General features: G+C 73.1%; 13 protein-coding genes. 6 read left to right on the top strand and 7 right to left on the bottom strand.

Features of this window, described 5'->3' with window-relative positions:
• Positions 1-99: 99 nt before the first annotated feature.
• The 4 genes from infB to rimP form a co-directional block, all read right to left on the bottom strand.
• Positions 100-2,976, bottom strand: coding sequence for a translation initiation factor IF-2 (gene infB / locus VFL99_RS00805; protein WP_325104415.1), 2,877 nt, complete (start codon positions 2,974-2,976; stop codon positions 100-102).
• Between the two features lie 214 nt (positions 2,977-3,190).
• Positions 3,191-3,526, bottom strand: coding sequence for a YlxR family protein (locus VFL99_RS00800; protein WP_414713695.1), 336 nt, complete (start codon positions 3,524-3,526; stop codon positions 3,191-3,193).
• Between the two features lie 8 nt (positions 3,527-3,534).
• Positions 3,535-4,581, bottom strand: a complete 1,047-nt coding sequence (nusA, locus tag VFL99_RS00795) for a transcription termination factor NusA (protein WP_325104413.1) — start codon at positions 4,579-4,581, stop codon at positions 3,535-3,537.
• Positions 4,581-5,138 carry a ribosome maturation factor RimP gene (gene rimP / locus VFL99_RS00790; protein WP_325104412.1) on the bottom strand — a complete coding sequence of 186 codons (558 nt, stop codon included), beginning with the start codon at positions 5,136-5,138 and terminating at the stop codon, positions 4,581-4,583. Before rimP ends, nusA begins: the two co-directional genes overlap by 1 nt.
• A gap of 200 nt (positions 5,139-5,338) precedes the next feature.
• On the opposite strand from rimP, the gene VFL99_RS00785 reads away from it, so the two are divergent.
• The gene (locus VFL99_RS00785) at positions 5,339-6,313 is read left to right on the top strand and encodes a DUF4439 domain-containing protein (RefSeq protein ID WP_325104411.1); all 975 of its coding nucleotides are present in this window, start codon (positions 5,339-5,341) and stop codon (positions 6,311-6,313) included.
• 12 nt (positions 6,314-6,325) lie between these two features.
• On the top strand, positions 6,326-7,336 hold the full coding sequence (locus tag VFL99_RS00780; RefSeq protein ID WP_325104410.1) for an aminoglycoside phosphotransferase family protein: 1,011 nt from the start codon (positions 6,326-6,328) through the stop codon (positions 7,334-7,336).
• Positions 7,337-7,343: 7 nt separating this feature from the next.
• Here VFL99_RS00780 and VFL99_RS00775 read toward each other — a convergent pair whose 3' ends face one another.
• Positions 7,344-8,048, bottom strand: coding sequence for a FadR/GntR family transcriptional regulator (locus VFL99_RS00775; RefSeq protein ID WP_325104409.1), 705 nt, complete (start codon positions 8,046-8,048; stop codon positions 7,344-7,346).
• A gap of 118 nt (positions 8,049-8,166) precedes the next feature.
• Between VFL99_RS00775 and VFL99_RS00770 the strand changes: the two genes are divergently transcribed.
• From VFL99_RS00770 to VFL99_RS00760, 3 genes are read left to right on the top strand one after another with little or no spacing between them, the layout of a single operon-like run.
• Positions 8,167-9,498, top strand: a complete 1,332-nt coding sequence (locus VFL99_RS00770) for an MFS transporter (protein WP_325104408.1) — start codon at positions 8,167-8,169, stop codon at positions 9,496-9,498.
• 18 nt (positions 9,499-9,516) lie between these two features.
• On the top strand, positions 9,517-10,737 hold the full coding sequence (locus VFL99_RS00765; RefSeq protein WP_325104426.1) for a CaiB/BaiF CoA transferase family protein: 1,221 nt from the start codon (positions 9,517-9,519) through the stop codon (positions 10,735-10,737).
• The gene (locus tag VFL99_RS00760; RefSeq protein WP_325104407.1) at positions 10,734-12,212 is read left to right on the top strand and encodes a carboxyl transferase domain-containing protein; all 1,479 of its coding nucleotides are present in this window, start codon (positions 10,734-10,736) and stop codon (positions 12,210-12,212) included. The genes VFL99_RS00765 and VFL99_RS00760 overlap by 4 nt, the downstream gene beginning before the upstream one ends.
• Before the next feature lie 39 nt (positions 12,213-12,251).
• On the opposite strand, the gene VFL99_RS00755 is transcribed toward VFL99_RS00760, so the two are convergent.
• Positions 12,252-13,379, bottom strand: a complete 1,128-nt coding sequence (locus VFL99_RS00755; protein ID WP_325104406.1) for an alkaline phosphatase family protein — start codon at positions 13,377-13,379, stop codon at positions 12,252-12,254.
• A 91-nt stretch (positions 13,380-13,470) separates the two neighbouring features.
• The gene (locus VFL99_RS00750) at positions 13,471-14,121 is read right to left on the bottom strand and encodes a dienelactone hydrolase family protein (protein WP_325104405.1); all 651 of its coding nucleotides are present in this window, start codon (positions 14,119-14,121) and stop codon (positions 13,471-13,473) included.
• 113 nt (positions 14,122-14,234) lie between these two features.
• Here VFL99_RS00750 and VFL99_RS00745 point away from each other — a divergent pair.
• The coding region (locus tag VFL99_RS00745) for a thioredoxin domain-containing protein (protein WP_325104404.1) at positions 14,235-14,700 on the top strand (466 nt) is incomplete at its 3' end.

The following is a 14,700-nucleotide window of genomic DNA, read 5'->3' as shown; positions in this document are numbered from 1 at the left end:
CGGGCAACCCCCGGACTGTTGCTGGTGGTTGGCGACTCGGGAGTCGCCAACCACCAGCAACGAGGGTGTGCGTGAGACGCCCGCCGTCCTCGTCACTCGTCAGCTGCGGGGGATCTCGCGCATCTCGTAGGTGGCGATGAGGTCACCGATCTGCAGGTCGTTGAACGACCCGAGGTTGATGCCGCACTCGAAGCCCTCGCGGACCTCGGTGACATCGTCCTTGAACCGCCGCAGACCGCTGATCTCGACGTTCTCGGTGATGACCACGCCGTTGCGGGTGATCCGTGCCCTGGCGCCACGCCGGATCTCGCCCGAGCGGACGATGGATCCGGCGATGTTGCCGAACTTGGAGGAGCGGAAGATCTCCCGGATCTCGGCGGTGCCGAGCTCGTGCTCCTCGTACTCCGGCTTGAGCATGCCCTTCAGGGCCGCCTCGATCTCCTCGATCGCCTGGTAGATCACCGAGTAGTACTTGATCTCCACGCCCTCGCGCTCGGCGACCTCGGCGTTCTGTCCCTCGGCGCGCACGTTGAACCCGATGATGATGGCGTCCGAGGCCATCGCCAGGTTGATGTTGTTCAGCGTGATGGCACCGACGCCGCGGTCGATGATCCGCAGGTCGACCTCGTCGCCGACGTCGATCTGCAGCAGCGCGTCCTCGAGGGCCTCGACCGAACCGGACACGTCGCCCTTGAGGATGAGGTTGAGGGTCTCGACCTTGCCCTGGGCGAGCGCCTGGTTGAGGTCCTCCAGGCTGATCCGCTTGCGGGCCTTGGCCAGCGACGCCTGCCGGTCGGCCGCCTCCCGCTTCTCGGCGATCTGTCGGGCGGTGCGGTCGTCCGGAGCCACCAGGAAGGTGTCTCCGGCGCGGGGCACCGAGGCCAGACCGAGCACCTGCACCGGGCGGGACGGACCCGCCTCCTCGATGTTGGCGCCGTTCTCGTCGAGCATGGCCCGCACGCGTCCGTAGGCGCTGCCGGTGACGATCGCGTCGCCGACCTGCAGGGTGCCGGACTGCACCAGCACCGTGGCAACGGCACCGCGGCCGCGGTCGAGGTTGGCCTCGATGGCCACCCCGCGCGCGTCCTTGTCGGGGTTGGCCCGCAGGTCGAGGGCCGCGTCGGCGGTCAGCAGCACCGCGTCGAGCAGGTCGTCGATGTGGGTGCCCTGCTTGGCCGAGACGTCCACGAACATCGTGTCGCCGCCGTACTCCTCGGCGATGAGGTTGTACTCGGTCAGCTGCTGGCGGACCTTCTGCGGGTTGGCGCCCTCGACGTCCACCTTGTTGACCGCCACCACAACCGGCACGTCGGCGGCCTGGGCGTGGTTGAGCGCCTCGACCGTTTGCGGCATGACGCCGTCGTCGGCGGCGACGACGAGGATCGCGATGTCGGTCACCTTGGCACCGCGGGCACGCATGGCGGTGAACGCCTCGTGACCGGGGGTGTCGATGAAGGTGATCGCTCGGTCCTCGCCCTCGTGGTCGGTGTGGACCTGGTAGGCCCCGATGTGCTGGGTGATGCCGCCGGTCTCGCCCTCGGCGACGTGCGCGTGCCGGATGGCGTCGAGCAGGCGGGTCTTGCCGTGGTCGACGTGGCCCATGACGGTCACGACCGGCGGGCGGGGGGCGAGGTCCTCCTCGTCCTCGGCGGCCTCCTCGGCCTCGAGGTCGATGTTGAAGGAGCTGAGCAGCTCCTTCTCCTCGTCCTCCGGGGAGACGACCTGGATGTCATAGCCGAGCTCGGAGCCGAGCACCTGGAAAGTGTCCTCGTCGAGGGACTGCGTCGCCGTGGCCATCTCACCGAGGTGGAACAGGACGGTGACCAGGCTGGCCGGGTTGGCGTTGATCTTGTCCGCGAAGTCGCTCAGGGAGGCACCACGGCGCACGCGCACGACGGTCGAGCCGTCGCCGCGCGGCACGCTGACGCCGCCGATCGACGGCGCCTGCATCTGCTCGAACTCCTGACGCTTCGCCCGCTTCGACTTGCGCCCACGGACCGGACGGCCGCCACCGCGACCGAACGCACCCTGGGTGCCGCCACGGCCGCCGCGACCGCGGAAGCCGCCACCGCCCCCACCACCGCGGAAGCCGCCGCCACCGCCACCAGGACGGCCGCCTCCACCGGATCGGGCAGGACGCTGGCCCGGGCGGGCCACCGCAGCGCGGTCCGGCATCATGCCCGGGTTCGGGCGCGGACCGCCGGGACGGGGCGCCGCCGGTCGCGGGGCACCCGGACGCGGGCCGGCCGCACCCGTGCCCTGCCGGTTCTGCGGGCGGGGCATGCCCTGGCTCGAGGCGAACGGGTTGTTGCCCGGTCGGGGACCACCGGCGCGCGGCATCCCCTGGCTGGACGCGAACGGGTTGTTGCCCGGGCGCGGAGCGCCGGGGCGCGGCGCCGGACGCGGACCCGGCTTGCCGCCCTCGCCTCGTCGCGCGGCGGGAGCCTGCGGCTGCGGGCGCCCGGCGGCCGGGCGGTCGGCGGGACCGGGCCGCGGGCCGGGGGACGGCGCCTTGGGCGTCGGTCCGGGCGTCGCGGGCTTGGGACCGCTGCCCTCACCCGGGGTGGCAGCGGGTGCCTCCCCCGGCTTCGGGGCGCTGGAGGGCCCGGGAGCGGGGCGCGGCCCGGGGGTCGAGGGGGCCGGCGACTCGGCCGGCGTGGGCGCTGCCGGCGCCGCCGGGGCCGTCGGCGCGCTCGACGCCGCGGGGGCGGCCTCGGTCTTCGCTACCGAGGTCGCCGCCTGCTCCGGGGCGGCCTGCTTGGTCGCCTTCTTGGTGGTGCTCTTGGTCGTCTTGGACGTCTTCTTGGTGTCGCCCTTCGGCGCGGGAGGGTTCTCCCGGACCCGCCGGACGACAGGGGGCTCGATGGTGGAGCTCGCCGAACGGACGAACTCGCCCTGGTCCTTCAGGTGCTGAAGGAGGGTCTTGCTCTCGACTCCGAGCTCCTTGGCGAGCTCGTAGACCCGGACCTTTGCCACGTTTCTCCTTGTTGGTCGGAGACGGTCCGGGCGCCGAGGTGGGCGCGGACCGCCGTCAGTGCAGGGAAGTGCTCATCGCTGAGTACTCATCGCGTGCTCATCAGCGTCAAACCCGCTTCCGGTTTCTGGACACCGTCGAGGGGCGCCACGGAGGACGTGGTCCGCCGCGCCGCCCGGCGCAGGTGTCACTGCTGGTTGCCGTGCGTGTGCTGTCTCACCGCAGCTGCTGCTCGTGCGACTCGACCCACCGAGCCAGCACCGCGTGGTCCACTCCGGTCCCTGTGTGCAGGGCCCGGGAGAACGCCCGGCGCCGCACGGCACGGTCCAGGCACGCCGCCACGGGGTGCAACCACGCACCCCGTCCCGGCAGCCGGTGGTGGGGATCGGGGGTGAGGACGAGCGTGTCGCCCGCATCCGAGGCCACCGCGACCACGCGCAACAATGCGGACCGATCGTCGCGACTCCGACAGCCGACACAGGTGCGGACCACGGGGTTCGCACGAGGCGTCGGTGCTGCACGGACAGGCCGCGGGCGACCGGTTCTCTCCATTCTACCGCTTACCGCGCCGGGCTCGTGCCCGGCTCGCCCTCGGGCACGTGGACCGCGGGTTCCCCGCCCGAAGGAGTGTCGGGGCGGATGTCGATGCGCCAGCCGGTGAGCTTGGCCGCGAGCCGCGCGTTCTGCCCTTCCTTGCCGATGGCGAGGGACAGCTGGTAGTCGGGCACGACCACTCGCGCCGAGCGCTGGCGGGGATCCACCACCTCGACCGACTGCACCCGCGCCGGCGAGAGCGCGGCGGCCACGAACTCGCGGGCGTCCTCCGAGTAGTCGACGATGTCGATCTTCTCCCCGTGCAGCTCGGTCATGACCGCGCGCACCCGTGCCCCCATCGGGCCGATGCACGCGCCCTTGGCGTTGACGCCCGGCACCGTCGCGTGCACCGCGATCTTCGTGCGGTGCCCGGCCTCGCGGGCAAGCGCCGCGATCTGCACCGTCCCGTCGGCGATCTCGGGGACCTCGAGGGCGAACAGCTTGCGGACCAGGTTGGGATGGGTGCGCGAGAGTCCGATCTGCGGACCACGGGGGCCACGACGCACGCTGACGACGTAGCAGCGCAGCCGCTCCCCGTGCACGTAGTCCTCCCCCGGCACCTGCTCGGCGAGGGGCAGCACCCCCTCGACAGTGCCGAAGTCGATCATCACGTTGCGCGGGTCGCTGCTCTGCTGGATGACGCCGGCGACGACGTCGCCCTCGCGGCCCCGGAAGTCGCCGAGGATCTGCTCGTCCTCGAGGTCGCGCATGCGCTGGATGATCACCTGCCGCGCGGTGGCGGCCGCGACCCGGCCGAAGCCCTCCGGGGTGTCGTCGAACTCCGGACCGGGCTCGACACCCTCGGCGCCCTCGGCGCCTTCGGGTGCGTCCTCACGGGCCCACACGATGACGTGCCCGGACTTGCGGTCCAGCTGCACCCGGGCGTCGCGGTAGGCCCCCTCGGTGCGGTGGTAGGCCATCAGGAGCGCCTGCTCGATGGCGGGGACGATGACGTCCATGGAGATGTCGCGCTCGCGCTCGAGCATCCGCAGTGCGGTCATGTCGATGTCCATCAGGCGTCCTCTCCCTGGTCTCCACGCGAGAACTCGACCTGCACCTGCCCGCGGGTGAGGTCGGCATACCGCAACTGCTCGGTGCGCGCCGGCGTCCGCTTGGTCGCGGCGACCTCGAGGCGCACCCCGTCGACGTCCGCCGACTGCAGCCGGCCGGTGACCGACGAGCCGTCGACCCGGGTCACGGCGACCAGGCGGCCGACGTTGCGCCGGAAGTGCCGGGGCTCGGTCAGCGGGCGCTCGACCCCGGGTGAGCTCACCTCGAGTACGTAGGGGGCGCTGCCCATGGCGTCGGAGGACTCGAGGAGGTCGTCCACCGCGCGGGTGGCCTCGGCGACCTCGTCGAGGGTCAACGGCGCGACGGTGGTCTCGGCGTCGCCGGCTTCGAGCAGCTCCTGCAGGTCGCGGTCCAGCAGCACCCGGACCTGGCGACGCTTCCCGGCGGGGGTGACGTGGACGCCCTCGACCACCAGCCCCAGCGGACGGACCGCCTCGCCGACGAGCCGGGTCAGGTCCTGCATCGAACCGGACCGGCGGCCGCTCCCCTCGCCAGACATCTGCGGTCGCGCTCCCAACTGTTCTCGAGTTCTCGTTGCCGGCCCCGCGTCCGCGCGACCGGGCGGCGGGCAGCCCGGACCGTGCCGGCGGGGGAAGCCGGTCGGAGGCCAACTGTAGCCACGCGCCGCGCCGAAGGCACACCTCCGCGCCGTGCGATGATCGCGCGGTGCCACCGCTCCCCTCGTCCGCTGGTTCGGCGGTGACCCGTCGGGCACTGCTGGCCGCGGCGCTCGGTGGGGTGGCGGCGACGTGCGCCGGCTGCGGGGTGACGCTCCAGCGCGGCGCTCCGGCCATCCCCCTGCTGCCCACGCCCACGCGGCAGCCGGTCGCCGACGAGGACCTGTTGCGCGGAGCCTGGCGGGACACCCAACGGCTGGGCGACGCGGCCGCGAGCGTGACCGGTCCGCAGCGACAGCTCTGCCGGCGGTTGGCGGCCGTGCACCGCGCGCAGCACCGCGCGCTCGACCGGATGCTGCGCCGCGCAGGGGTCCCCCTGCCGCCCGCGCCCGGGGCGACGGCCGCCTCCGCTGGACCCTCCGGCGGTGGACCGTCCCCGACGCCGCCGGCGACGAGGTCCCGGGTGTCCGCCGACGCCCTGGCCGCCCGCGAGGCCGCCGCGGTCGGCTCCGCCGCCCTGGACCGGCTGGGCCGGTCGACCTCCAGCGGGCTGCCGACCTTGGCCGCCGTGGCCGCACAGCGGGCGGCGGCGGCAACCCTCCTGGGGGCTGCCCCGCGCTGGTCCGGGGCGAGCCGGCTGCCGCCGGATGCCGCGGCGACCGTGCTCAAGGCGACCCGGCCGGCGGTCTATGCGTTCCAGGTGGTGACGGCCCGGGCCGAGCACGGGCTGCGGCGCCGGGCAAGCCGCACGCTCGTCGCGCTGCAGGTGCAGGAGCGCAGCCTTGAGGCGTGGGCCGGCAGCGCTGCCCCCGCCCCGCCACTCGGCTACGAGCTGCCGGGCCCGGCGCGCAGTCCGGAGCAGCTGCGGGCGCTGGCCCAGGCCGGCCTCGCGCCGCTGCTACCGGCCACCGCCGCCCTGCTCGCCGCCGCGGCGGGGCAGCGCACCGAGGTCGCCACGCTGGTGCGACTGCTCGCGCAGCAGGCCACCTGGGCCACGCAGTGGGGCGTGTCACTGGCGCCCTTCCCCGGCCTGACCGCGCCGGGCCTCACCTCCTGAGCCGCCGCCGTCGTGCCCCTCGACCTGACCATCCCTCCGGCGTTCGCCGACCGGGTCTCCCGGCACCTGCCCGAGGCCGGTGTGGAGGGGGCGGACTGGCTGCGGCGGCTGCCACGCCTGGTCGAGGAGTGCGTGGAGCGGTGGCAGCTCACCGTCGACGGACCCCCACGGCACGGTATGGCGGCCCTCGTGCTGCCGGTGCGCCGCACCGACCGCTCGCCGGCGGCCCTCAAGGTGACGTGGCCGCACCCGGAGGCGCGGCACGAGCACCTCGCCCTGCGGCGCTGGGACGGGCACGGGGCCGTTCGGCTGCTGGCCGCCGACCCCTCCCGGTGGGCGATGCTCCTGGAGTGGCTGGACCCGACCCGGGACCTGACCGGCCTAGCGGTGGATGAGGCGTGCACGATCCTCGGCACCCTGCTGCACCGACTCGACGTCCCGGCGCTGCCGCAGACGGCGCGGCTCTCCGAGGAGGCCCGCCGCTGGGCAGAGCTGCTGGCGACCGCCGCGACGACCCCGCGCGTGGCCGGCGGCGCGCCGATCCCCCGCCGCTTGCTGGAGCGAGCTCAGCAGCTCGCGCTCGAGCTCGCCGAGGACGCCGATGTGGACGCCCGGCTGGTGCACCAGGACCTGCACTACGAGAACGTGCTGGCCGGCGACGTCGCAGGAGCCGCGAGAAGGGACAGCGGCGACGTCGCAGGAGCCGCGCGAGGGACCAGCGAGCGCGGGCGAGGGTGGCTGGCGATCGATCCCAAGCCACTGGCAGGTGAACCGGCCTTCGCGGTGGCCCCGGCGCTGTGGAACCGGTTCGAGGAAGCGGCGGCGACCGCGGACCTGCGGAGGGCGCTGCGCCGACGGGTGCGGCTGATCTGCGCAGCCGCCGGGATCGACGAGGACCGCGCGCGGGACTGGGCGGTGGTGCGCGAGGCGGTCAACGCGGTGTGGGAGGCCGAGACGGCCGGCGCCGACACCCCGGCCGTGCTGACCCGGAAGGTCGCGACGATCAAGGCCATGCTGCCCTGAGCCGTGGTCAGTCGTCCCTGGGCTGCCAGCTCAGGAGGCGCACGCTGCTGACGTGCTCGACGTGCCGGTGCATGGCCGCGGCCGCGCGGGCACCGTCGCCGGCGCGGATCGCGTCGGCCACCGCCTGGTGGTCGGCGAACGACTGCGCCGGCCGGTGGGGTTGGCGCAGCGACTCCTGGCGACTCTCCGCGATTGCGTCCCGGATCTGGTCGTAGAAGGCCGCCAACAGCGCGCTGTGCGCCGCGGTGACCACGCTGGCGTGGAAGCGGCGGTCACCTTCCAGCGGCAGCTCGCCGGCGTCGACCTGCCTGCGCATGTAGCGCATCGCCTCCTCCATGGCGGCGAGGTCCTCCTCCGTGCGGCGCAGGGCGGCCAGCCGGGCCAGCTGGGTCTCGAGTGCCTCGCGCGCGTCGAGCACGTCCGGCAGCCGGTCGCGCCGCGCCAGGAGCTCGGTCGCCGGTTCCGGGTCGAGGGTGTCGCGCAGCAGGAAGATGCCGCCCCCGTGGCGGGTCTCGACCAGCCCCTGCACCTCCAGGGCCACGATCGCCTGGGCGACCGAGGCACGGCTCACGCCCAGGCGCGCCGCGAGGTCACGCTCCCCCGGCAACCGGTCCCCCGCCCCCAGTCGCTCGCTCGTCACGTACGCACGCAGTCGCTCGACGACCTGCTCGTACAGCCGTGGTCGCGGGAGCTTGCGCAGGCTGTCCTCCATGCGGCCTCCTCGACACGACAGTAACCGGCCGATGCTTGACGCCCGGGCTGCCGGGGAGAAAACTGCGCCGGGTCCCAGTGGCCAAGTGGCCTAGCCACTTTCTGTTCGGAGGTTCTCCATGACCGCTGCCGCCGTCCCCGCGAGCGCGCACCGACGTCGCGCCGTCATCGCCAGCACCGTCGGCACGACGATCGAGTGGTACGACTTCTTCCTCTACGGAACCGCCGCGGCGCTCGTCTTCCCGCAGCTGTTCTTCCCCGGCTCCTCGCAGTTCGCCGGCGTCCTGGAGTCCTTCGCCACGCTCTTCGTCGGCTTCGCCGCGCGTCCGGTCGGCGCCGCGATCTTCGGCCACTTCGGTGACCGCGTGGGCCGCAAGACCACGCTCGTCACGACGCTGCTGCTCATGGGGTGCGCCACCTTCCTCATCGGGGTGCTCCCGGGAGCTTCCTCGATCGGCTGGTCCGCCCCCGTCCTGCTGACCCTCCTGCGCGTCGCCCAGGGCATCGGCGTCGGCGGTGAGTGGGGCGGCTCCGTCCTGATGTCGATGGAGTGGGGCGACCAGAAGCGCCGGGGCCTCATGGCGAGCTGGCCCCAGCTCGGCGTGCCGATCGGACTGCTCCTGTCGACCGGGATGGTCAAGCTCATGACCGGGGCCACCTCGGAGGAGGCGTTCAACGCCTGGGGGTGGCGTATCCCGTTCCTGGTCAGCTTCGTCCTCGTCCTCATCGGCCTGTACGTGCGCCTGCGGGTGCAGGAGAGCCCGGAGTTCAGCGCCGTGCAGCACCGCGACGAGGTGGCCAAGCGCCCGCTGGTGCAGGTCCTCCGTGAGCATCCCCGGGAGATCCTGACCTCCGCGTTCGTCCGGCTCTCGGAGCAGGCACCGTTCTACCTGTTCATCACCTTCGTCCTGACCTACGGCACCAAGCAGCTCGGGCTCGACCGGGGCGAGCTGCTCACCGACACGCTGATCGCCGCTGCCGTGGGGCTGTTCTCCGTGCCGTTCTTCGGGCACCTGTCCGACCGGTTCGGACGGCGGACGATCTACGGCATCGGCATCGTCGCGACGGCGTTGTTCGCCTTCCCCTACTACGGGATCCTCGACACCAAGAACTCCGGCATGGCCCTGCTGGCGATCGTCGTGTCGCTCATCTGCCACGACCTGCAGTACGGACCGCAGGCGGCGCTCATCGCGGAGAGCTTCGGCACCAACCTCCGCTACAGCGGCGCGGGGATCGGCTACCAGCTCGCCTCCGTCATCGCCGGCGGGCCGGCCCCGCTCATCGCCGCCGCGATCTACGCCCGCACCGGCTCCAGCGCCGGGATCAGCTGGTACATCGTCGGCTGCTGCATCCTGGCCTTCGCCGCGCTGCTGCTCATGCCGCGGCAGGCGACGGCCGCCCGCCCGGCTGCCGCCCGTGCTCGCTCGGAGTCCGCGCAGGGCGTGGCCTGAGTGGTCGGCGAGCTGCCGATGCTGTCCGACCTGGTGGTCGTCGACCTCACCCGGGCGCTGGCCGGCCCGCACGCCGCGATGATGCTCGGTGACCTCGGCGCGCGGGTGATCAAGGTGGAGTCCCCTGCGGGGGACGACACCCGGCGCTGGGGCCCGCCGTTCGTCGGGGACGGCGACGCCGGCCACCCGGAGCAGTCGACCTACTTCCTGTCGTGCAACCGCAACAAGGAGTCGGTGACGGCCGACCTGAAGACCGCCGAGGGCACCCGGCTGCTCACCCGCCTCATCGCCCGGGCCGACGTGCTGCTGGAGAACTTCCGTCCCGGCGTGCTGGACCGGCTCGGCTTCTCGGTCGAGCGGTTGCACGAGCTCAACCCTCGCCTCGTCATCTGCTCGATCACCGGCTTCGGGCACGACGGGCCCGAGGGAGGCCGGCCCGGCTATGACCAGATCGCCCAGGGCGAGGCGGGGCTGATGAGCCTGACCGGTGCCGGCCCGGACGAGCCGACCAAGGCCGGAGTGCCCATCGGGGACCTGCTCGCCGGAATGTATGCCGCCTACGGCACCTTGGCGGCCCTGCACGAGCGGGAGCGCACCGGGCGTGGCCGGGTGGTGCGCACCAGCCTGCTGGCCGGCCTCGTGGGCGTGCACGCGTTCCAGGGGACCCGGTGGACGGTGGCCGGCGAGATCCCGCGCGCCATCGGCAACCACCACCCGTCGATCGCGCCCTACGGCCTCTTCCGCACCGCCGACGACCCGGTGCAGGTGGCCGTCGGCAGCGAGAGCCTGTGGGAGCGCTTCGCCGCCGCGGTCGACCTCGACCCGGTGGACCCACTGTTCCGCACCAACGCCGACCGGGTCGGCCACCGCGAGGAGCTGGTCGCGGTGATCGAGGAGCGGTTCGCCAAGGACACCGCCGACGCCTGGCTGCAGCGGCTCGCCGATGCCGGGGTGCCGGCCGGCAAGGTCCGCACCCTGGACCAGGTCTACGACTGGGAGCAGACCCGGTCCCAGGGGCTGCTCATCGACGTCGCGCACCCGACGCTCGGGACACTGCGGCTGCCCGGCCCGCCGCTGCGCTTCGACGACCGGCCCTGGGCCGGGGCGCGGGAGCGCCACCTCCCTCCTCCGCTGCTGGGCGAGCACACGGCCGCGGTCGAGCGGTGGCTCGACGAGGTGGAGGCGACCGATCGGGCAGGCGACACCCCCGGCGCACCTGCGCCGGGCGAGGCGGGATGAGCGGACTCGGTGCCCGGGAACTGCTGGACCTCGTCGTGGACGAAGGATCGTGGCGGTCCTGGGACGTGCCGATCCAACGCGAGCCGGAGGACCCGGCATACCGGGCGACGCTCACCCGGGCCCGGGCACGCACCGGGCTCGACGAAGCGGTCCTCACCGGCGAGGGAACGATCCGCGGCCACCGGGTGGCGATCATGGCCTGCGAGTTCGGCTTCCTCGCCGGCTCGATCGGTGTCGACGCCGCCGAGCGGCTCACCGCCGCCGTGGAGCGCGCGACCCGGGAGCGCCTCCCGCTGCTCGCCTCCCCCGCCTCCGGTGGCACCCGGATGCAGGAGGGCACCCACGCCTTCGTGCAGATGGTCAAGGTGACCGCCGCCATCTGCCAGCACCGGGCGGCCGGCCTGCCCTACCTGGTCTACCTCCGTCACCCGAGCACCGGCGGCGTCCTGGCCTCCTGGGGGTCGCTGGGCCACGTGACGGTCGCCGAGCCCGGCGCCCTGGTCGGCTTTCTCGGCCCACGCGTCTACGAGGCGCTCTACGACCGGCCGTTCCCGGAGGGAGTGCAACGGGCCGAGAACCTCTACGACCACGGGCTGGTCGATGCCGTCCTCCCCGCCCCGGCCCTGCCCGACATCGTCCACCGCACCCTGTCGATCCTCACCGCGCCCTGCGGCGACCCGGTGGCCGAGACGGCTGCCGCCACACCGGCGGCCACCGTCGACGCCTGGGCGGCGGTCACCCGCTCCCGCGACCCCCGGCGACCCGGCGCGCGACGGCTGCTGCGCTACGGAGCCGTCGACGTCGTCCCGCTCAACGGCACCGGCCAGGGCGAACGCGACCCCGGGCTCATCCTGGCGCTGGCCCGCTTCGGTGCGGCGTCCTGCGTCCTGCTCGCCCAGGACCGGCGCGCCCAGGCCTCGCTCACCCCGATGGGACCGGGCGGCCTGCGCGAGGCCCGACGCGGGATCCGGTTGGCCGACGAGCTCGGCCTGCCACTGGTCACCGTCATCGACACCCCCGGTGCGGCCCTGTCCGTGGAGGCGGAGGAAGGCGGCCTCGCCGGAGAGATCGCCCGCTGCCTGGCCGACATGGTGACCCTGCCGGCACCGACGCTCACCGTCCTCCTGGGCGAGGGCTCGGGCGGCGGCGCCCTGGCGCTCCTGCCGGGTGACCGCGTGATCGCCGCTCAGCACGCCTGGCTGTCGCCCCTGCCGCCGGAGGGGGCGAGCGCGATCCTGCACCGCAGCGCCGCGGCAGCCCCGCAGATGGCCCGGGGACAGGGCGTCGCCGCTGCGGACCTGCTCAGGAACGGCATCGTGGACCGCGTGGTGCCCGAGCGTCCCGACGCGGCCAGTGAGCCCGAGGACTTCTGTCGCCGCCTGGGCGCCGTCATCGGCGAGGAGCTGCGCCGGCTGCACGCGCAGGACCCGGTCGAGCGGCTCGCCGCCCGGCGCAAGCGCCTGCGCACCACCTGACCGTCCGGGCCGGCTCCGCGGCCCGGACGGCCGGAGGCGTCAGCGGTGCCGGTTCACGCCGAACGACTTCCACATCGGCACGACGCCGCCTGCGGTGTCACCGGCGTGGCCGATGTGGCCCAGGCCCCAGTTGTCCTCGATCGTCGTGAGCAGCGAGTAGTGGTTGTAGGCCGTGTGGTCGACCACGTGGTGCAGCCCGTCGCGGACGATGATCGCCGGGATGAGCCCGCCACCGTAGGTCCCGCCGGGCCAGTCCGGGCTGATCCGCGGGTCGGCAGCCTGGACGTACGGTGAGTCACAGCAGCCGGCCGCGCTCTCCCAACCGCCGGTCTCCTCGTTGCCGGTGTAGTCGTTCTCGTCGGTGACGATGACGATGGCCGAGTTCCGGGTCCACGACCGCGAGCTCATGATCGTGTTGACCGCGTTCTTCACGAAGGCGTCCGCCTTCTGCTTGAGGGCGGCGTCGTTGGGGTCGTCCTTGGTCGAGCCGTAGGGGCACGGCGTCTCCGGGTGGCCCGGCACCGCCGTGGTGACCCCGCCGTGCATGTCGTGGCACTGGTTCGGGCTGATCCACACGAACTGCGGCGCGTGGCGGCTGTTGAGGTCCTGCTTCAGCGCCGAGTAGTCCCTCACGTGCGACATCCGCCGAGGGCTGTTCTTGATGTCGTCGAACAGCACGAACGGGTTGTGCTTCTTGGCGTAGAGCTGGATGACCGTGCCGTCGGACAGGGTCGGGCCGAAGCGGGCGAGCTTGTCCGCCGGCAGGGTGTCCATGTAGGCGCCCCAGCTGACGTGCTTCTTCTCGAGCTGGTCGACGAGGTTGGGCCGGTCGAGGTTGACCACGTTCTGGTCGTTGTCGTCCTGGATCCCGAAGTTGTCGCCGGCGATGGAGGCGATGTAGTTCGGCATGGACGGGTGGGTGACGCCGTAGTACCGGTTGGCCATGGCGTACTTCTTCGCCAGGTGCGTCATGAAGGGCGCGTTGGGGTCACCGATGACGCTCGACTGCGAGTGGTTCTCCAGCATGATCACGTAGACGTGGTCCAGCGGAGCGGTCCGGTGGTGGTCGCCGCCGTGGGACGGCGCGGCCGCCATGGCGGTCGTGCCGAGGGCGACGAGCGAGGCCGCGCTGAGTGCGGCGATCGAGGCGTTGCGGGACAGGCGCATCGTGGTGCTCCTCGGGTGATCGATCTGTCACGGTCGGCGGTGGCCGATCGGAGCCCTGCTTGATGGAGTGAACTGCTGCCCGTCACCGGCGTCAAGTGGAATCGGGGAGATGGCCGGTGAACCAGCGCGCCGCCTCGCGGGCCACCTCTGCCAGCGCACCCGGCTCCTCGAACAGGTGCGTCGCGCCGGGCACCACGTGCAGCTGGTGCTCGGCCGCCAGGCGTGCGGCCGCGTCACGGTTGAGCCCCAGCACCACCTCGTCCGCCCCACCCACGAGCAGCAGGGTCGGCGCCGTCGCCCGCTCCAGCGCCGGGCCTGCGAGGTCCGGGCGGCCACCGCGCGACACGACGGCGCGCACCGCCTCCGGCCGGTCGGCGGCGGACACGAGGGCCGCCGCGGCGCCGGTGCTCGCCCCGAACAGTCCCAGCGGAAGCCGGGCCAGCTCGGTATGCCGTGTGCACCAGTCCACGAGGCAGCTCACCCGGGCGGCCAGCAGCCCGATGTCGAAGCGCAGCAGTGCCGTTCGGTCGTCCTCCTGCTCCTCGGTCGGGCTCAGGAGGTCGGCCAGGAGGGTGGCCATCCGCTGTTCCCGCAACGCCTGCGCCACCTGCCGGTTGCGAGGGCTGAACCGGCTGCTGCCGCTGCCGTGCGCGAACACCACCACGCCCTCGGCACGCTGGGGCACCACCAGGTCCGCGGACAGGACGAGCCCCGGGCCGGCCTCGATCCGCACCTGCTGCATGTCCCTGCCTCCCGTCGCCGCCGGTCGCGCTGGCGCACGGACTCCTACCCGGCGGTGCGCCGGCGACACGGTGGCCCGGGCACCCGGGCGCGTGTCGGCATACGTTGGAGGGCATGGGCAACCAACTCTCCGAGGCCAGCAGCCCCTACCTCCTGCAGCACAAGGACAACCCGGTGCACTGGCAGGAGTGGGGACCGGAGACGTTCGCGGAGGCGCGCCGGCGCGGGGTGCCGATCTTCCTGTCGGTGGGCTACGCCGCCTGCCACTGGTGCCATGTGATGGCGCACGAGAGTTTCGAGAACCCGGCGATCGCGGCGCAGATGAACGCCGATTTCGTCAACATCAAGGTCGACCGCGAGGAGCGGCCCGATCTCGATGCCATCTACCAGACCGCGCTGGCGCTCATGGGCGAGCAGGGCGGCTGGCCGTTGACGATGTTCCTGACACCGGAAGGCGAGCCGTTCTGGGGCGGCACGTATTTTCCACCTGACGCGCGCTATGGCAGGCCCGCCTTTCGCGACGTGTTGCGCGGCATCGCCGACGCCTATCGCACAAAGCTCGACGCCGTGAAGAAGAACA

This window comes from Segeticoccus sp. (assembly GCF_035708005.1).
Note: the sequence above shows the minus strand (reverse complement) of the source record. Positions and strands in the feature narration are given on the sequence as shown.